The 16,645-nt window shown below is 68.9% G+C and carries 18 protein-coding genes; 10 read left to right on the top strand and 8 right to left on the bottom strand.

From position 1 onward, the window contains the following. Positions 1-112: 112 nt before the first annotated feature. The 4 genes from AC07NB_RS10665 to AC07NB_RS10650 form a co-directional block, all read right to left on the bottom strand. Positions 113-1,033, bottom strand: coding sequence for a fasciclin domain-containing protein (locus tag AC07NB_RS10665; protein ID WP_494570811.1), 921 nt, complete (start codon positions 1,031-1,033; stop codon positions 113-115). A gap of 222 nt (positions 1,034-1,255) precedes the next feature. Then, complete coding sequence (locus AC07NB_RS10660) at positions 1,256-2,122, bottom strand: 4-(cytidine 5'-diphospho)-2-C-methyl-D-erythritol kinase (RefSeq protein ID WP_494570810.1); 867 nt, start codon at positions 2,120-2,122, stop codon at positions 1,256-1,258. 3 nt (positions 2,123-2,125) lie between these two features. Next, entirely contained in the window at positions 2,126-3,985 is a 1,860-nt protein-coding gene (locus AC07NB_RS10655; RefSeq protein WP_494570809.1) for a tetratricopeptide repeat protein, read from the bottom strand. Between the two features lie 67 nt (positions 3,986-4,052). Then, on the bottom strand, positions 4,053-5,705 hold the full coding sequence (locus AC07NB_RS10650) for an electron transfer flavoprotein-ubiquinone oxidoreductase (protein WP_494570826.1): 1,653 nt from the start codon (positions 5,703-5,705) through the stop codon (positions 4,053-4,055). 199 nt (positions 5,706-5,904) lie between these two features. Here AC07NB_RS10650 and AC07NB_RS10645 point away from each other — a divergent pair, with 199 nt between their 5' ends. Together AC07NB_RS10645 and AC07NB_RS10640 are read left to right on the top strand one after the other, a co-directional pair. Next, complete coding sequence (locus tag AC07NB_RS10645; protein ID WP_494570825.1) at positions 5,905-6,699, top strand: uracil-DNA glycosylase; 795 nt, start codon at positions 5,905-5,907, stop codon at positions 6,697-6,699. Positions 6,700-6,848: 149 nt separating this feature from the next. Further along, positions 6,849-8,510, top strand: a complete 1,662-nt coding sequence (locus AC07NB_RS10640) for a lytic transglycosylase domain-containing protein (RefSeq protein ID WP_494570808.1) — start codon at positions 6,849-6,851, stop codon at positions 8,508-8,510. Between the two features lie 185 nt (positions 8,511-8,695). Here AC07NB_RS10640 and AC07NB_RS10635 read toward each other — a convergent pair whose 3' ends face one another. Beyond that, entirely contained in the window at positions 8,696-9,340 is a 645-nt protein-coding gene (locus AC07NB_RS10635) for a glutathione S-transferase (RefSeq protein ID WP_291837778.1), read from the bottom strand. Positions 9,341-9,465: 125 nt separating this feature from the next. Here AC07NB_RS10635 and purB point away from each other — a divergent pair, with 125 nt between their 5' ends. The 4 genes from purB to AC07NB_RS10615 all read left to right on the top strand — a co-directional run bounded on the left by purB (position 9,466) and on the right by AC07NB_RS10615 (position 12,716). Next, positions 9,466-10,767 carry an adenylosuccinate lyase gene (gene purB, locus AC07NB_RS10630; protein WP_291837775.1) on the top strand — a complete coding sequence of 434 codons (1,302 nt, stop codon included), beginning with the start codon at positions 9,466-9,468 and terminating at the stop codon, positions 10,765-10,767. Continuing rightward, positions 10,767-11,498 (top strand): 2OG-Fe(II) oxygenase, encoded by a 732-nt coding sequence (locus AC07NB_RS10625; RefSeq protein WP_494570807.1) that lies wholly within the window; start codon positions 10,767-10,769, stop codon positions 11,496-11,498. The genes purB and AC07NB_RS10625 overlap by 1 nt, the downstream gene beginning before the upstream one ends. Beyond that, positions 11,485-12,000: a DNA-deoxyinosine glycosylase gene (locus tag AC07NB_RS10620; RefSeq protein ID WP_494570806.1), complete on the top strand. Its 516-nt coding sequence runs from the start codon at positions 11,485-11,487 to the stop codon at positions 11,998-12,000. The genes AC07NB_RS10625 and AC07NB_RS10620 overlap by 14 nt, the downstream gene beginning before the upstream one ends. 95 nt (positions 12,001-12,095) lie before the next feature. Next, entirely contained in the window at positions 12,096-12,716 is a 621-nt protein-coding gene (locus tag AC07NB_RS10615; protein ID WP_492340524.1) for a fasciclin domain-containing protein, read from the top strand. Positions 12,717-12,793: 77 nt separating this feature from the next. Here AC07NB_RS10615 and AC07NB_RS10610 read toward each other — a convergent pair whose 3' ends face one another. Next, on the bottom strand, positions 12,794-13,117 hold the full coding sequence (locus tag AC07NB_RS10610; protein WP_291837765.1) for a DUF1476 domain-containing protein: 324 nt from the start codon (positions 13,115-13,117) through the stop codon (positions 12,794-12,796). A 274-nt stretch (positions 13,118-13,391) separates the two neighbouring features. On the opposite strand from AC07NB_RS10610, the gene purC reads away from it, so the two are divergent. Genes purC through AC07NB_RS10595 form a run of 3 tightly spaced genes read left to right on the top strand, consistent with a single transcriptional unit; the run spans position 13,392 to position 14,514 of the window. Further along, complete coding sequence (purC, locus tag AC07NB_RS10605; protein WP_492312498.1) at positions 13,392-14,150, top strand: phosphoribosylaminoimidazolesuccinocarboxamide synthase; 759 nt, start codon at positions 13,392-13,394, stop codon at positions 14,148-14,150. Beyond that, positions 14,150-14,386: a phosphoribosylformylglycinamidine synthase subunit PurS gene (gene purS, locus AC07NB_RS10600; RefSeq protein ID WP_492312497.1), complete on the top strand. Its 237-nt coding sequence runs from the start codon at positions 14,150-14,152 to the stop codon at positions 14,384-14,386. The genes purC and purS overlap by 1 nt, the downstream gene beginning before the upstream one ends. Continuing rightward, positions 14,383-14,514 (top strand): hypothetical protein, encoded by a 132-nt coding sequence (locus AC07NB_RS10595; protein ID WP_494570805.1) that lies wholly within the window; start codon positions 14,383-14,385, stop codon positions 14,512-14,514. Before purS ends, AC07NB_RS10595 begins: the two co-directional genes overlap by 4 nt. A 2-nt stretch (positions 14,515-14,516) precedes the next feature. On the opposite strand, the gene AC07NB_RS10590 is transcribed toward AC07NB_RS10595, so the two are convergent. Both AC07NB_RS10590 and AC07NB_RS10585 read right to left on the bottom strand, forming a co-directional pair. Next, positions 14,517-15,263: an aspartyl/asparaginyl beta-hydroxylase domain-containing protein gene (locus AC07NB_RS10590; RefSeq protein WP_494570804.1), complete on the bottom strand. Its 747-nt coding sequence runs from the start codon at positions 15,261-15,263 to the stop codon at positions 14,517-14,519. Next, positions 15,263-15,907 carry an N-acyl amino acid synthase FeeM domain-containing protein gene (locus tag AC07NB_RS10585; RefSeq protein WP_291834489.1) on the bottom strand — a complete coding sequence of 215 codons (645 nt, stop codon included), beginning with the start codon at positions 15,905-15,907 and terminating at the stop codon, positions 15,263-15,265. The genes AC07NB_RS10590 and AC07NB_RS10585 overlap by 1 nt, the downstream gene beginning before the upstream one ends. A 203-nt stretch (positions 15,908-16,110) precedes the next feature. Between AC07NB_RS10585 and AC07NB_RS10580 the strand changes: the two genes are divergently transcribed. Further along, positions 16,111-16,581: a YbhB/YbcL family Raf kinase inhibitor-like protein gene (locus AC07NB_RS10580; protein ID WP_291834491.1), complete on the top strand. Its 471-nt coding sequence runs from the start codon at positions 16,111-16,113 to the stop codon at positions 16,579-16,581. Positions 16,582-16,645: the final 64 nt, after the last annotated feature.

Genomic DNA, 16,645 nt, shown 5'->3' with positions numbered 1-16,645 from the left:
CCCACAGCCTAATCCACCACCGGTTTTCCGACGGTTAAGCGCGCAAGAGAAAGGCGAACACGAAAAAGGCGGCGGGCCGGAACCCGCCGCCTTCGTCAGTCTGTGGCCCGGATCAGTTCGGCGTGGGCGTGGGGGTCGGCGCCGGATTGGCGGGATCCTCGTCGCCATCGACCTGACCGTCGGTCGGGTTCTGGACCGGCGGCGACTGGACCGTGGTGGTCGTCGCCGACGGCTGGCCGTTCGGGGCGGTGGCGCCGGGCGAGGCCGGACGCTGGGTCTCGGTGATCCCGGTCGGGTTCGGCGTCGGGTTGGCGGCCGCCGGCGACGGGGGCGCGGTCGGGGCCGGAGCCTCGGTCGCGGGCAGCGGCGGGGTGGCCTCCTCCGCCGGGGCCGGGGCGGCCTCGTCAGCGGCCGCGGCGGCTTCCTCGTCGCCCATGGCGGCCAGCGACTGGGCCGGGTTCAGGACCTTGTCGATGGCGAAGACAGCGCCGTTGGACGCGTCGATGTCGGCGCGGGTGACGGTGGCGCCGTCGACCTTGATGGCGTCGCCGGTGCCGTCCAGCAGCACCTGGCTGCGGGCGGCGGTCTCGACCCCGCCGCGCGCGCCGGTGATCTGGCTGGACGACACGTCAGACACGATCACGTGGTAGAGCAGCAGGCTGCGCAGCTCCTGAGCGTTGGCCGGGTCGAGCAGGCGCGTGCGGTCCGCTTCCGGCAGGGCGGCGAAGGCCTCATCGGTCGGGGCGAAGATGGTGATCGCCGGGCGGGTGCTGAGGGTCTGGGTCAGTTGCGCCTGATCCAGGGCGGTCAGCAGGGTTGTGAAGTTTCCCTGCGCGCGGAGCACGTCGACGACATTGTTGGCCTGGGCGGCGGCCGGGGCCGGAGTAGCGGCGGGGGCGGCCGCGGGCGCGGGCTGGGCGGCGGGCTGCTGCTGCGGCGCCGGAGCGGGGCTCGGCGTCGCCTCCTGGGCGAAGGCGGGGCCGGCCAGCAGGGCGGCGGCGGCAGCGGCGGTCAGCAGTTGAGTGCGAAGCATGACAGTATCCCTTGCAATGAAGAATCCGGTCGCCGGGGGAGTCGGTGACGACCTGAAGTACGCTTGACTGCAGCGTTCAAGACCCAAGCAGGGCCTTGAGTTCCATATGGGGATTGATCATCCACTGTTCATCGAAACGGCCAAGGTATTGTCTGGGCCATTTGTCGGCGAGCGGCACAATACCGGCACCATGAGGTCAATAACCTCGAATATCGCCACATATCAGGCGAGTATCGTTGACTTCACCCACCAGTCCGAACGGCTGTCGGACAGGCGCCGCGCGGCCGTATCGGCCTCGGCGGCGGTGTCGAACAAGGCGAAGACGGTCGCGCCCGATCCGGACATGCGCGCGAAGCGAACCCCGGGCAGGCCAGCGGCGGCCTCCAGCGCCGCGCCGATGGCGGGCTCCAGGGCGACGGCGGAGGCCTGCAGGTCGTTGCGCTGCGCCGCCAACCAGCTGAGCACGGGGTCCAGCGCCCACGACGGCGGCGGCGCGGGACGGTCGGCGGCGGCGGGCGGGCCGGCGTCATAGGCGCGATAGACCGCCCCCGTCGGCGAGGGCCGGCCGGGATTGATCAGGACGGCGGGCATCGGCGGCAGGGACGGCTCGAACGTCAGGACGTCGCCCCGGCCCTCGGCCCAGGCGGCGCGGGCGTGCAGGCACATCGGGCCGTCGGCGCCGACCTCGGCGGCGACCAGGGCCAGGGCGTCGTCGTCGAGCGGCAGGGCCAGGGCGTCGCGCGCCAGCTTGAGCGCCGCGCCCGCGTCCGACGAACCGCCGCCTAGGCCGGCGGCGATCGGCAGGCGCTTGTCGAGGGTGAAGGCCAGGGCGGGCTCGCCCACGCCCGCCGCCTGGGCCAGCGCCCGGACGGCGCGCAGGACCAGATTGTCGCCCTCCCCCGCCAGTCCGCCCGCGAAGGGGCCGGTGACGGTCAGGGACAGCCGCTCCGCCGGAGCGGCCGCGATCCGGTCGCCCACGTCGGCGAAGGCCGCCAGGCTGGCCAGCGGATGGTAGCCGTCGGCGTCGACGGGGCCGACGTGCAGGAACAGATTGACCTTGGCGGGCGCGAGCGCCGGGGCGTCAGCCATGGATCAAGGCTGGGTTCCGGACACCGGGGTCGGGTCGGTCAGACCCGAGGTCAGCTTCTGCTCCACCTCGGCGCGGCGCTCGGCGTCGGGGGCGAGGGTCAGGACCCGGCTCCACTGCCACTGGGCCTCGCGGCGGCGGCCGACCTGCCAGTAGGCGTCACCCAGATGGTCGTTGATCTCGGCGTTGGCCGGCTCCTTGGCGACCGCGCTTTCCAGCGTGTTCACGGCGACCTCGTACTGACCCTGGCGGTACTGGGACCAGCCGAGGGAGTCCTGGATGTTGCCGTCGTCGGGCTGGGCGGCGTGGGCGCGGGCGATCATCTCGGCGCCCTGCTCGACCCGGCGGCCGCTGTCGACCCACAGATAGCCGAGGTGGTTGAGCAGGATCGGGCTGTCAGGATGGGCCTGAAGGGCGGTCCACAGCTCAGTCTCGGCCTCATCGACCCGGCCGAGGGCTTCCAGGGCCGCGCCGCGCAGGAAGCGAACATCGGCGGACTGGTCCGGGGTGTTGATCTCCGCACGGTTGAGGATGGCCAGCGCCTCCTCGAAGCGGTTCATGGCCATCAGCTGACCGGCGAAGGACAGGGTGGTGCGGCTCTGCTCCGGCGCGGCGGCCTGGGCGCGACCGAAAGCGGCCAGCGCCTCTTCGTTCCGCTCCTCGCGCTGGTAGCTGAGGCCGATGTTGTACTGGGCGCCGGCGTAGATGATGTCGTTGGCCGACCCCACGCGGGCGAGGGCCTGACGGGCGGGCTCCTCCTGCCCGTCCGCCGCCAGCGCCATTCCGAGGCGCAGGGTGGTCATGTCCGAGGGGCGCAGGGTCTCGGCCAGACGCAGCAGGATGGCGGTCAGCTTGTGGTCCTGACGCTCGCCGGCGACGATCGAGGCGAAGTCCAGGGCGTCGGCGACGCCGTCGCGCGGGGTCGGCGCGGGCGGCGGGCGGCGGCGGGCGGCGGCGCGCTCCAGTCCGTCGAGGGCGGAGGGATCCGGCGCCGGACCGGTCAGGGAGGCGCGGTATTGGGCCACGGCCTCCTCTCGGCGGCCGCGGCGTTCGAGGAACTCGCCATAGTCGACGCTGTACAGGCGGGCGCCGTTGGGAATGGCCACCAGCGTCTTGTACTCGGCGTCGGCCTCGTCATAGCGGCGGCGGCCTTCCAGCAGCTGCGCGCGCTGCAGGCGCAGGACCAGGCCGGTGGGGTCGCCGGCCGGGGTCTCGACCGGCTTCAGGGCGGTGTCCCAGTCCCCGGCGGCGGCGGCCAGCGACGGCGCCATGAACAGGCCGACGATGGTGAAGGGCTGACCCAGCGGCTGGCTGTTGAGCGAGGCCCAGGCCGCGCGCCCGTCGCCCTGGTTCAGGGCGCTGACGATGGAGACCAGGCGGCCGGCGTCGGCCAGCTCGGGCGTGGCCTCCACCGTCGAGGTCAGGCGCACGACGGTGCCGAGGTCGCCGTTGAACAGGCTGGTCAGGAAGGTCTCGCTCTGCAGCAGCGGCTGCTCGGGCGTCAGCTGCTGGCTTTCGGCGATGAGGCGGGCGGCCTCGGCCCCCTCGCCGCGGAATCCGGCGATGCGACCCGACAGATAGAGACCGTAGGCCGACTGGCCCCGGGCGTCGACGGGAACGGGCGCCCAGACGGCGGGGATCGGCGGCGCGGCGGGTTCCGCCTCGGCGACGGGCTCATCGACCGGCACGACGGCGGGCGGATGGATGCGGGCCGGATCGACGGCGTCCCCGTTCGCCGGAACCGGCGCGACGGGCCCGTTCAGGGGCGGATCGACGACGATCGGCGCGTCCTGCGCGAAGGCAGGAGACGTCAGCGCCAGCAGGGCGCAACCGGACAGGAGAAGGCGAAGCGAGGAAGGGCGCATGGGCCAACCCTTCCCACATTATGCGGCGGCGACAAGGCCCCTCGCCGCGAGGGCGAGGGTTTTGAGCTTACATATTCGGATAGTTGGGGCCGCCGCCGCCTTCCGGCGTGGTCCAGACGATGTTCTGCGACGGATCCTTGATGTCGCAGGTTTTGCAGTGGACGCAGTTCTGGGCGTTGATCTGGAAGCGCGGATTGGACTTGCCGTCCGCGTCGTACAGCACCTCGTACACGCCCGCCGGGCAGTAGAGGCGCGCGGGCTCGCCGTACTTCGGCAGGTTCACCTGGATCGGGATGGTCGGGTCCAGCAGCTTCAGGTGAGCGGGCTGGTCCTCGGCGTGGTTGGTGTTGGAGATGAAGACCGACGACAGCTTGTCGAACGACAGCTTCCCGTCCGGCTTGGGATAGGCGATCGGCTTGTGCTTCGAGGCGGGCTCGGTCGCCGCCGCGTCGGTCTTGGTGTGCTTCATCGTACCGAAGATCGAGAAGCCGCCGGTCAGGGTCTGGAACCACATGTCGAACAGGCCGGCCGCGCCGCCCAGGGTGGTGCCCAGCTTGGACAGCAGGGGCTTGGCGTTGCGGACCAGCTTCAGTTCCTTGTGGACCCAGCTGTTCTCATAGGCCGTCTGGTACGCGACCAGTTCGTCGCCCGAACGCCCGGCCATGACGGCGTCATAGGCGGCGTCGGCGGCCAGCATGCCGGTCTTCATGGCGTTATGGCTGCCCTTGATGCGGGGCACGTTCACGAAGCCCGCCGAACAGCCGATCAGGGCGCCGCCGGGGAAGGCCAGCTTGGGCACCGACTGGAATCCGCCCTCGGTGATGGCGCGGGCGCCGTAGGAGACGCGCGTGCCCCCTTCCAGGTGCTCGGCGATCGAGGGGTGGTGCTTGAAGCGCTGGAACTCGTCGAAGGGCGAGATGAAGGGGTTCTTGTAGTTCAGGTGAACCACATAGCCGACGGTCACGTAGCGATCGCCGAAATGGTAGAGGAAGCTGCCGCCGCCGGTGAACTCGTCCAGCGGCCAGCCGGTCGAGTGCTGGACCAGGCCCGGCTGGTGCTTGTCAGCCGGGATCTGCCACAGCTCCTTGACGCCGATCCCGAACTTCTGCGGATCGGAGCCGTCGCACAGGTTGTGACGGGCCATGATGGTCTTGGCCAGCGAACCGCGCACGCCCTCGGCGATGAAGACGTATTTGCCGTGCAGTTCGATGCCGGGCTGGAACTCGCCGGTCGGCTTGCCCTCGCGGTCGATGCCGAAAACGCCGGCGACGACGCCCTTCACCCGGCCGGTCGGCTCGTCCCAGACCACGTGGCTGGCGGCCATGCCGGGATAGACCTCGACGCCCATGGCCTCGGCCTGCTCGCCCAGCCAGCGGGCGACGTTGCCCAGCGAGGCGATGTAGCAGCCGTGATTGTGCATCAGCGGCGGGAAGGCGAACATCGGCAGGGACACGACGCCCTGCGGCCCGAGCAGCAGGAATTTGTCCTTCCTGACCGGCGTCTCCAGCGGCGCGCCGCGTTCCTTCCAGTCGGGGAACAGCTCGTTCAGCGCCTTGGGATCGATGACGGCCCCCGACAGGATGTGGCCGCCGATCTCGGCGGACTTCTCCAGCACGGCGACGGAGATGTCCTTGCCGTCCTTTTCCGCCCGCTGTTTCAGGCGGATGGCCGCCGAAAGGCCCGCGGGGCCGCCGCCGACGATGACGACGTCATATTCCATGATCTCGCGCTCGACGCCCGCCAGGGCCTCGGCGGGCGGCAGCTTGTCGATCACCGCCTCTTCCCAGGCGTTCGTCGCGCCGCCTTCGATCTCGGCTTCGGCCATGCCCGATGTCCTCGTTATGCGTATGGTCTTCCCTGCCGTCGCTTATCGGAAGGTGACGCGGGGGCGGTCAAGGACTATCCCTGTGCGGACCGACATGAACGCCGCAACTCTCGACACCGCAGCCGCCGAAAGCCTGCTCGCCTTCTGGCGCGACGCGGGGGTCGACGGCTGTTTTGAGGACGCGCCAGTCGACCGCACCCACGTGGCCCCGCCGCCCGCCGTGAAGGCCGTGGCCAAGGCCACCGCCTCGGTGGTGGCGGCCCCGTCGGTAGGCGATGCGGCGTCCGAGGCGCGCCGCCTGGCCGCCGGAGCCGAGACGCTGGAAGCGCTGGGCGAGGCCATCGCCGCCTTCACGGGCTGTCCGCTGAAGGACATGGGGGCGCGACAGTCAGTGTTCTCGCGCGGCGATCCGCAGGCTCCGGTCATGATCATCGGCGAAGGTCCAGGCGCGGACGAGGATGCGCGCGGCCAGCCCTTCGTCGGCAAGGCGGGCCAGTTGCTGGACCGGATGCTGGCCGAGGCCGGGCTGAAGGACCGGGTGTTCATCACCAACACCGTCTTCTGGCGGCCGCCGGGCAACCGGACGCCGACCCCGGCGGAGCAGGCCGCCTGCGCCCCCTTCGTGGAGCGGGCCTTCGCCCTGCTGCAGCCGAAGGCCGTCCTGCTGCTAGGCGCGGCGGCGTCGAAGTCCGTGCTGGGGACCGACGAGGGCATCATGCGGCTGCGCGGGCACTGGAAGGAATGGCGGCTGGCCGAGGGCAATGTCTCGGCGCCCGTGTTGCCGACCTTCCACCCCGCCTTCCTGCTGCGCACTCCGATGGCCAAGAAGGCGGCCTGGGCCGACCTGCTGGCGCTGGCGGCGCGGCTGGACGCCTTCGAATCCCGTTAACCTTCGCGACGCAAAAGCGCCCCAAAAATCGGGCAAATCTTGACATGGGTCGAGGCCGTGGCGCCTTTCTGGCCTGACGACCGAACGAACAGCGGCCCAAAGGATCGAATCGAGACGATCCCGCAACCGCTCTCAGGGGGGCCGCCTCAGTGCCTGTATTTTTCCGCCGCGCGATCCTCGCGCCGACGCTGGCCATCGCGCTCGCCGCCTTCGGCGCGGCGGCGCACGCCTCCGACGACGACCGCCGCGCGCCGTCCGCGCTGAGCGCCGCGGACCGCCTGAGCTACACCACCGCCTTCGACGCCCTGCGCCGCGGGGACCTGGACGCCGCCCGCGCTTCAGCCCGGCAGGCCCAGGACCGCGTCCTGCTGGGCCAGGTCGAGTTCGAGCGGATGTTCCACGCCGACTACACCGCCACCTATGAGGAACTGGCGGCGTGGCTGGAGGAATATTACGACCTGCCCTGCGCCGACCGCGCCTACAATCTGGCCCTGCGCCGCCGTCCTGACGGGGCGCCCGAGCCGCGCCGTCCGTCCCGCTTCTCGAACCGGAGCTGGGCCGCCGCCTCGGCCGCCGGCCAGAACACCGAGGGCGATCCGATGAAGGCCGCCCGCGTCGCGCTGAACCGCGACGACCTGGCCGGCGCCGTGGTCATCGGACAGGAGATCGGCGACTGGTGGACCGTGGCCCTGGCCCAGTACCGGCTAGGCGAGTTCGGCGCGGCCGCCACCGCCTTCGAGCGCGTGCTGAACGATCCGACCGAGGACGGCTGGGTTCGCGCCGGCGCCGCCTTCTGGGCCGCGCGCTCGGCCGCGCGGTCGAGCCAGCAGGATCGGGTGCAGCCGCTGTTGCGCCGCGCCGCCATGTGGCCGGCGACCTTCTACGGCCAGATCGCCCTGCGCCAGCTGGGCGAAGAACCGACCATCGAGAATATGGGGCCGCGCCCCTACGGCGTCGCGACCCTGCAGCAGGCCGCCTATACGCCGGACGAACCGGTTGGGGTCGACGCCGACGAGCTGGAAGAGTTCGTGCGGTCCGAGCCGCGCGCGCGTCGCACCGTGGCCTTCTACGAGGTCGGCCGCCGCACCGACGCCCGCGACGAGCTGCGCACCGGCATGCGCTCCGCCGTCACCGACCGCGCCCGCCAGCTGTGGGCCGCGCTCGGCCGCGCGCTGGGCCCGCGGGTGATGGGGTCGGACAACGACGTCCGCCGCATCGACGCCAACAACTACGCCCAGCCGGTGATCGAGCCGGAGGGCGGCTTCACCATCGAACGCTCGCTGGTCTATGCGATCGCCCGCAAGGAGACGAGCTTCAACGCCCGCGCCCGCTCGGGCGCCGGGGCCTATGGCCTGATGCAGGTGATGCCGACCACCGCGGCCGAGCTGTCGGGCGACCGCGGCTTCGTCAGCGCGCCGGACCGGCTGTTCGATCCGTCGGTCAACGCCCGTATGGGCCAGGCCTATGTGAACCGCGTGCTGGCCCTGCCCGAGATCAACGGCGACCTGCTGCGCGTCGCGGCCTCGTACAACGCCGGGCCCGGGCCGATGATGGCGGCGGTACGCAAGCTGGGACCGGACGCCGACCCGCTGCTGCTGATCGAGACGATCGACGTGCCCCAGGCCCGCGACTACGTGGAGAAGGTGGTCGCGGCCTACTGGATCTATCAGCGCATGAACGGCCGTCCGCTGAATACCCTGGACGCCGTGGCCGGAGGCGCGACCCTGGCCCCGCTGAGCCTGGATTACGTGCCTCCGCCCGCTCCGGCGCAGCCGCTGGAAGTGGCCTCGGTGCAGCCGACGGGCGGCTAGATCCCCGCCAGCAGCAGGGCCGGAAGGCAGCAGGCGACGACGATCAGCAGGCCATAGACCAGCAGGCTGGGACGACGGGCGACGGGCTGTTCGGCTTGCATGGACATGACGGACCTCGAACGCGTCGGCGTTCATGGGGCTCCAGACATACCGCCGTTGTCTTAAGGTCGGGTTCGGGTGTGCGGTTAACGCAACGCTTCGGCCGCCCATTCCAGGAAGTCGGGCTGGGCCAGCAGGACGTCGCAGTAGGCCTGGGCTGTCCCGTCGTCGCCGAAGTCGGCCAGATCGACCTGGAAGTGGCGGAAGCGGGTGGCGACCGGGGTGAAGAAGGCGTCCGGCACGGACCATGCTCCGAACAGATAGGGCCCGCCGGCGCCGAAGCGGCCGCGCATCTCCGTGAACAGCGAGACCAGCCGGCGGATGTCGCGCTCCAGCCCCGGATCGGACGGCAGGGGCGAACGGTCCGGACCGACCATGGTGTGATCCGGCCCCATGCCGCAGTGGGTTCGCAGCGCCGTGAAGCCGCCGTGCATCTCGCAGGCCGCCGACCGGGCCAGCCAGCGGGCGTGGGCGTCGGCGGGCCACAGCTTCGCCTCCGGATAGCGTTCGGCCGCCCAGACCGAGATGGCCATGGAGTCCCAGACGGTCTCGCCGTCGACCTTGAGCAGGGGGACCAGGCGCGAGGGCGAGATGCGCGCCAGCTCGATCTGGCCGGCCTCGGAATAGATGTCGATCTCGGTGGTGACGAAGTCCGCGCCGCAGCGCTTGAGCACCAGCCAGGGCCGCAGGGACCAGGTCGAATAGAGGCGCGGGCCGATGATCAGTTCCATGAGAAGTCCCCTCCGTCAGTTGCACCGCTCATAGGACGGACGGCGGCCGCGCGCGACCGAGTTTGTTGGCCGGGAGCACAAGCGACGCTTGACTCGGACGCCCCCCGCACCGACACGGCGCATCCATGATCACGCGCTATTCCCGCCCCGACGCCGTCGCCATCTGGTCGCAAGAGACCAAGTACAAGATCTGGTTCGAGATCGAGGCCCACGCCGCCACCAAGATGGCCGAGCTGGGGGTGATTCCGACAGACGCCGCCGAGGCCATCTGGGCCAAGGGCAAGGACGCGGTGTTCGACGCCGACCGCATCGACGAGATCGAGCGCACCACCAAGCATGACGTCATCGCCTTCCTGACCCATGTGTCGGAAATCGTGGGCGAGGAAGCCCGTTTCCTGCACCAGGGCATGACTTCCTCGGACGTGCTGGACACCTGTTTCGCCGTGCAGCTGGCGCGGGCGTCGGACCTGCTGATCGGCGGCGTCGACCGGGTGCTGGCCGCGCTGGAGACCCGCGCCAAGGAACACAAGTTCACGCCGGAAGTCGGCCGCAGCCACGGCATCCACGCCGAGCCGATCACCTTCGGCCTGAAGCTGGCCGGCTATCACGCCGAGTTCCAGCGGGCGAAGCGCCGCCTCCTGACGGCCAAGGAAGAGATCGCCACCTGCGCCATCTCGGGCGCCGTGGGCACCTTCGCCAACGTCGATCCGGCGGTGGAGGCCTATGTGGCCGAGAAGATGGGCCTGCAGGTCGAGCCGGTCTCGACCCAGGTGATCCCGCGCGACCGTCATGCGGCCTTCTTCGCCGCGCTGGGCGTGGTCGCCTCGTCGATCGAGCGCCTGGCCACCGAGATCCGCCACCTGCAGCGCACGGAAGTCCTCGAAGCCGAGGAATTTTTCGACAAGGGCCAGAAGGGCTCGTCGGCCATGCCGCACAAGCGCAATCCGATCCTGACCGAGAACCTGACCGGCCTGGCCCGTCTGGTGCGCTCGGCGGTCGTGCCCGCCATGGAAAATGTTGCGCTCTGGCACGAGCGGGACATCAGCCACTCGTCGGTCGAGCGCGGCATCGGGCCGGACGCCACCATCCATCTGGATTTCGCCCTGCACCGCCTGGCGAACGTGGTCGAGCGCCTGAACATCTATCCCGAGAACATGCAGAAGAACATCGACCTGCTGGGCGGGCTGGTGCACTCGCAGCGGGTCATGCTGGCCCTGACGCAGGCGGGGGTGAGCCGCGAGGACGCCTACGCCGCCGTGCAGGAGAACGCCATGAAGGTCTGGCGCGGCGAGGGCCGGTTCCTGGACTTCCTGAAGGCCGACGCGCGGGTGACCCTGCCGGAAAGCCAGCTAGAGGCCCTGTTCGACCTCGGCTACCACACCAAGCACGTGGACACGGTGTTCGCCCGGGTGTTCGGCGCCGACTGATGAGCAATCCGCCGATCCGGATCAATCCCGACCTGGACCTGGCCGCCGCGGCGGCGAGTTACAAACGCGACGGATGGGTCCAGATCGCCGACATCTTCGAGCCGGAGACGGCGGAGTATCTGGCGACGCTGCTGGAGACCCGCATCGACTGGGACCTGGCCTTCCAGGGCGAGGACGGCCGTCCCGCCGTGCTGAACCGGGACCAGATCCTGGCCCAGGGCGACGCGGCCCTGCAGCAGCGGCTGCGCGCGATGATGACCAAGGCGGGCGCCGGCTACGGCTTCCTGTACCTGGCCTATCCGCTGATCACCGCCTATCTGGCCGGCCGCGATCCGGGGCATCCGATCCACGGCCTGACCGAGTTCCTGAACGACGCCTTCGTGAAGCTTGGCGTGACCGTCACGGGACGGCAGGACATCGTCAAGGCGGACGGCCAGCTGACCCGCTACCGGCCCGGCGACTTCATCGGCCTGCACAACGACGTCGGCTCCGAGGCCAGCGACCGGCTGGTGGCCTATACGCTGGGCCTGACCCGGACGTGGCGCGCCGACTGGGGCGGCCAGCTGCTGTTCCACGATGCGGCCGGCGACGTGATCCGCGGCCACGCTCCGCGCTGGAACACCCTGACACTGTTCGACGTCCCCCAGTATCACTCCGTCGCCCCCGTGGCCGCCTACGCCCAGGGGCCGCGGCTGTCCGTCGTCGGCTGGATGAGAAATGCCGGGCGCTGAAGACGGGCCGCGCAAGCGCGCCTTCGATCCGGTCGTGGACGCCGACACTCGCCTGCTGATTCTGGGCAGCCTGCCCGGCGACGCCTCGCTGAAGGCCGGGCAGTATTACGGCCATCCACAGAACGCCTTTTGGCGGCTGGTCGGCGGGGTGGTCGGGCGCGACCTGACCGGCCTTCCCTACCCTGATCGGCTGGAGGCGCTGCGGGCGGCGCACGTCGGGCTTTGGGATGTGATCTCAGGCGCCGAGCGCAAGGGCAGCCTGGACGCGGACATCCGAAACGCCGAGACGGCGGACCTGAAGCGCCTCATCGCCGGATTGCCCGCGTTGAGGGCCGTGGCGTTCAACGGCGGGACAGCGGCCAAGATCGGACGGCGCTCTCTGGAAGGGGTGGAGGGGCTGGCCCTGATCGACCTGCCGTCGTCCAGCCCCGCCTACACGCTCGCCCGGGATGAAAAGGCCACGCGCTGGGCGGTGTTGGGATCCTGGATCGAAAGAGCCTGATCCGGTCCGATTGACGCAGCGGCCATCCAATGCGGAACTCGGAACGTAAGCCTTCCATGACGCCGCCCCCGAGCGTCATCTCAGGAAGAAGCATCATGATGAAAATCACCCGCTACAGCGCACTTATCGCCGCGGCCGCCACCTCGACCCTTCTGATCGCCGCCTGCAGCAATGCGGAAGAGGCCGCACCCGCCGACAAGGCCGCGGTCGAAGCGACGGCTTCCGCCACGCAGGACCCGATGGTCGGCGGCGCCGCCATGAGCCCGAACGATACGATCGTGACCAATGCGGCCAAGGCGTCGAACCTGACGACCCTGGTCGCCGCCGTTCAGGCCGCCGGTCTGGCCGAAACGCTTGGCGGAGCCGGCCCCTTCACCGTCTTCGCACCGGACAACGCCGCCTTCGAGAAGGTGCCGGTCGCAGCACGAGAAAGCCTGATGGCGCCGGCAGGCAAAGCCGACCTGACCAAAATCCTGACCTATCACGTCGTCCCCGGCCGGCTGACCGCCGCCGATATCGCCGCTCAAGCCCAGGCCAACGGCGGCACGGCGACGCTGACGACCGTAGAAGGCGGCGCGCTGACCGTCACCGCGGGCCCGAACGGCACCTGGGTCATCACGGATGAAAACGGCGGTCGCTCGACGATCACGCAGGCCGACGTCGGCCAGTCGAACGGCATCGTTCACGTCATCGATACGGTGCTGATGCCCAAGTAATTCCGCACCCATATCGTCCTGAAACGACAAAGGCCGCCCTGTGAGGGGCGGCCTTTTCTACATTCTCAGGCGTCGGCTTATTCGCCGTTGCGGATCTGCTCGCGCGCGACCGACGACAGCTCGTCCATCTTGCGGCGGATTTCACCTTCCGAGACGGTCAGGCCGGCGCCTTCGAGGTCCTGGGCGATCTTGCGGTAGACGTCTTCCTCGCCCGGCTGCTCGAAATCGGCTTTCACGACCGCTCCGGCGTACTGGGCGGCGCTATCGGCGGACAGGCCCATCTTCTCGGCGGCCCACAGACCCAGCAGCTTGTTGCGGCGGGCGACGGCCTTGAATTCCTGTTCCTGATCGAGTGCGAACTTGGACTCGAAGCCCTTTTCCCGATCGTCGAAGGTAGTCATGGGCGTCCGCAGGCTCCGTCAGGCGGCCCAGGGAGTGGCCGCGTCGGGGTGTCTATAGCCCCCCGTGAGCCGAACGCAACCGGAACCCGCCGGGTTGCGGCGGCATGCCGTACGACGGTGTCGTCGACGCCCGCCGTTTGTATCCAGCACCGGCTTCCGCTAAGGAGACCGCGACGATTTTACCCGCCCGCCCGATTCCGGATCGCGCTGACCAGACCTACGCGCTGGCCGCGCGATTTTCGTTTCTGACGAGGCCCCGCCCGGACGAGACCCCATGAACGTCAAGCGCAAGAAGCTCTACGAGGGCAAGGCAAAGATCCTGTACGAAGGACCTGAGCCCGGCACCCTGATCCAGTATTTCAAGGACGACGCCACTGCCTTCAACGGCGAGAAGAAGGCCCAACTCGAGGGCAAGGGCGTCATCAACAACCAGATCAGCGAATTCGTCATGTCGCGCCTGAACGGCATCGGCGTGACCAATCACTTCATCAAGCGGCTGAACCTGCGCGAGCAGCTGATCCGCGAAGTTGAGATCATTCCGCTGGAAGTGGTGTGCCGCAACGTCGTGGCCGGCTCGATGAGCCAGCGCCTGGGCATCGCGGAAGGCACGCCCCTGCCCCGCTCGATCATCGAGTTCTACCTGAAGAAGGACGAGCTCAACGACCCGATGGTCACCGAAGAGCACATCACCGCCTTCAACTGGGCCTCGACCCAGGAGCTGGACGACATCCTGGCGATGACCGTGCGGGTGAACGACTATCTGTCGGGCATGTTCGGCGCCGTCGGCATCACCCTGGTGGACTTCAAGATCGAGTTCGGCCGCATCTGGGAGAACGATTTCGCCCGGGTGATCCTGGCCGACGAGATCAGCCCGGACAGCTGCCGTCTGTGGGACACCACAACCGGTGAGAAGCTGGACAAGGACCGCTTCCGCCGCGATCTGGGCAATGTCATCGAAAGCTATACGGAAGTCGCGCGTCGCCTGGGAATCATGAAGGGCATGCCGACGGTGATTCAGGGGGGACTGCACTAATGGCCAAGGTGAAGGTGCATGTGTTCCTGAAACCCGGCGTGCTGGATGTTCAGGGCAAGGCCGTCGAAGGCGCGCTGAACGGTCTGGGCTGGGGCGGCGTGGCCAACGCCCGCGTCGGCAAGCTGATCGAGTTCGATTTCAACGGCGAAGGCGACCCCGCCGCCGAGACCAAGAAGATGTGCGAGCAGCTGCTCGCCAACACCGTGATCGAAAGCTACCGCATCGAGGTCGCGTGAAACGCGTCCTGAAGCTGCTGGTCGTCCTCTTTATCATCGGCGGGTGCGTGGTGTTCGCCGCCGCCCTGGCCGGCGGGCTCATGGACGACAGCGCCTTCACCACGGCGGTCAAGGGCGCGGCGCACTAGAATCACCGGGCGCCCTCACGGCGTCGGGCCCGCCAGTCGTCGTAGTTCTGCTTTGCCTCACGCACATAGGGCGATCGGCTGATAAGGCCGATCACCAGTTCGTTGAGCAGGGAAACCGGGAACGGCAGAGGCCTGACGAAGTCCACGAAGAGGACGACCCTGATCTCATCCGTGTCATTGCCCGCGCTGTGGACAAAGCTGTCGTCGAAGACGAGGCTTCCTCCAGCCCGCCAATGGCGGCGCTCACCCCCGACGTCCAGCCAGGCGTTCTCGGCGGCGCGAGGCACCACCAGGCCGAGGTGATAGCGAAGGACGCCCTTGTAAGGACCGCGATGGGGCGGAATCCGCTTCATCGGCTCGAGTATCGAGAAGAAGGCGGTGGTCATCCGCGGTATCTTCCGCAACGCCGCCCACGTCCTGGGGCAGGCTTGGCAGTTGTCCGGAAAATCGACGCCGTAGCCGCGGAAGAAGTAGGTTTTCCAGCGGCCGTCGTTGGTGAGTTTTTCCTGGTCCGTGGAGATCACTTCGAACCCCGGCACCTCGTCCAGGTTGGCGGTCAACGCCGCCAGTTCCCGCACGATATCCGGATGGGCCGCCTCGAGCACGGACGTCCAAGGAAACAGGGCCGGATCGAAGAAGTGGCTGTCCCCCACGGGCGATGTCTGGGCGATCAGGGCCTCGATATGGCGGATGATCCCGCCGGCCATTCGCAGCGTCCGGGGCGGATCAACCTCGTCCAGCTGCGCCATCATCCCTCTCCCCTTCGGTCCATGACCGTTTTCAACGCGCCGTCGACGATCGCGCGGTCCGCCCCGTCGAGCTGGAAGCGGCGCTCGCCCCTGTTGTCCAACCGGGCGACAAGATCGCCGGTGTCCTGAATGTAGAGGGAAAGCGGATGACGCCGCCCGGGATAGCTCCGGGCCTCGCACGCCAACCTTCCGCCGAAGACGTGCCGATAGAACAGGCCGTGCTTTCCGCGCGCCGTCGCGATCATCTTTGACGGCGAGAGCCGTCCGGCGATGTGGATGGACACGGCGAGCAGCCTGTACGCCGCATCGATCCGCTCCCTGGACAGCGCCGACCGTACGCAGAACCCGCTGGAATCGACGATCCGAACCCCTCGGTCCAGTTCAGGGCCAAGCACGTCGGGAAAGACGTGGTGCGCGGGAGATGTCCTCACCTTGCCCCCGAGAACATGAATTCGCATCACGGCCATGATCTCGTCGCGCTCCACAATTCCGACGACGACGCAATTGGAGCTGGCGTCGAAATCCTCATCGACGGCCAGGGTGTCCTCATCGAGGTTGCCCGAGCCTTCGAACATGTCGCGACGGAACTGAGCCGTACGGCGAACCTCCTCTTCGGTCGTGAAATGAAAGAGCGTCTGGGACACGGCCACGCTTGATGTTTGATCTTACTCAAGCGGGAAAATCCGGCAGGCGCAACCGCTTCGCGATGCGTCGGGAGCTCGATCATCTCGTGTCCGCGGCCGTACAGCTGCCGCATGCCGATCCTCCACAACGGAAGTTTCGCAGGGACGCGACGGCGCAGGATCTGATGCGTTAGGCTCGACGGACGCGGAAGCCCGGAGCGAGCATGCCTTTCACCCTGATCTCCAACGACATCACCGACGGCGGCGTGCTGCCGGACGCGCAGGTGCAGGCCAAGGGCAACGCCTCGCCGCATCTGAAGTGGTCGGGCGCGCCCGAGGGCACGAAGAGCTACGCGGTCACCTGCTATGATCCGGACGCGCCGACGGGCTCGGGCTTCTGGCACTGGACCGTGGCCAACATCCCGGCCGAGGTGAGCGAACTCCCCGCCGGCGGTCCGGTCCCGGCCGGCGCGGTCGAGGGCCGCACGGACTTCGGCGCGCCCGGCTTCGGCGGCGCCGCCCCGCCTCCCGGCCACGGCCCGCACCGCTACATCTTCACCGTCTTCGCCGTGGATACGGACAAGCTGGACGTGACGCCGGACAATTCGGGCGCCGTGTTCGGCTTCAACCTGCATTTCCACACCCTGGCCAAGGCGACGATCACCGCCACCTACGAGAACACCGGCCAGGGCTGAGGCGTCCCGCAACGGTAAGTGATCGCCGTCCAGACGCGCCGGGTTGAAGGCGGCGAGGGCTCCG

This window comes from Brevundimonas sp. GW821-FHT09G01 (genome assembly GCF_059416065.1).
This window is presented reverse-complemented; position numbering and strand designations above follow the sequence as displayed.

Excerpts from the sequence above, each read along its gene's own strand:
- AC07NB_RS10625 (WP_494570807.1), top strand. The coding sequence starts at position 10,767 with ATGAGCAATCCGCCGATCCGGATCAATCCCGACCTGGACCTGGCCGCC.
- purS (WP_492312497.1), top strand. The coding sequence starts at position 14,150 with ATGGCCAAGGTGAAGGTGCATGTGTTCCTGAAACCCGGCGTGCTGGAT.
- AC07NB_RS10665 (WP_494570811.1), bottom strand. The coding sequence starts at position 1,033 with ATGCTTCGCACTCAACTGCTGACCGCCGCTGCCGCCGCCGCCCTGCTG.
- purC (WP_492312498.1), top strand. The coding sequence starts at position 13,392 with ATGAACGTCAAGCGCAAGAAGCTCTACGAGGGCAAGGCAAAGATCCTG.
- AC07NB_RS10655 (WP_494570809.1), bottom strand. The coding sequence starts at position 3,985 with ATGCGCCCTTCCTCGCTTCGCCTTCTCCTGTCCGGTTGCGCCCTGCTG.
- AC07NB_RS10650 (WP_494570826.1), bottom strand. The coding sequence starts at position 5,705 with ATGGAATATGACGTCGTCATCGTCGGCGGCGGCCCCGCGGGCCTTTCG.
- AC07NB_RS10610 (WP_291837765.1), bottom strand. The coding sequence starts at position 13,117 with ATGACTACCTTCGACGATCGGGAAAAGGGCTTCGAGTCCAAGTTCGCA.
- purB (WP_291837775.1), top strand. The coding sequence starts at position 9,466 with ATGATCACGCGCTATTCCCGCCCCGACGCCGTCGCCATCTGGTCGCAA.
- AC07NB_RS10590 (WP_494570804.1), bottom strand. The coding sequence starts at position 15,263 with ATGGCGCAGCTGGACGAGGTTGATCCGCCCCGGACGCTGCGAATGGCC.
- AC07NB_RS10580 (WP_291834491.1), top strand. The coding sequence starts at position 16,111 with ATGCCTTTCACCCTGATCTCCAACGACATCACCGACGGCGGCGTGCTG.
- AC07NB_RS10660 (WP_494570810.1), bottom strand. The coding sequence starts at position 2,122 with ATGGCTGACGCCCCGGCGCTCGCGCCCGCCAAGGTCAATCTGTTCCTG.
- AC07NB_RS10620 (WP_494570806.1), top strand. The coding sequence starts at position 11,485 with ATGCCGGGCGCTGAAGACGGGCCGCGCAAGCGCGCCTTCGATCCGGTC.
- AC07NB_RS10635 (WP_291837778.1), bottom strand. The coding sequence starts at position 9,340 with ATGGAACTGATCATCGGCCCGCGCCTCTATTCGACCTGGTCCCTGCGG.
- AC07NB_RS10615 (WP_492340524.1), top strand. The coding sequence starts at position 12,096 with ATGATGAAAATCACCCGCTACAGCGCACTTATCGCCGCGGCCGCCACC.
- AC07NB_RS10645 (WP_494570825.1), top strand. The coding sequence starts at position 5,905 with ATGAACGCCGCAACTCTCGACACCGCAGCCGCCGAAAGCCTGCTCGCC.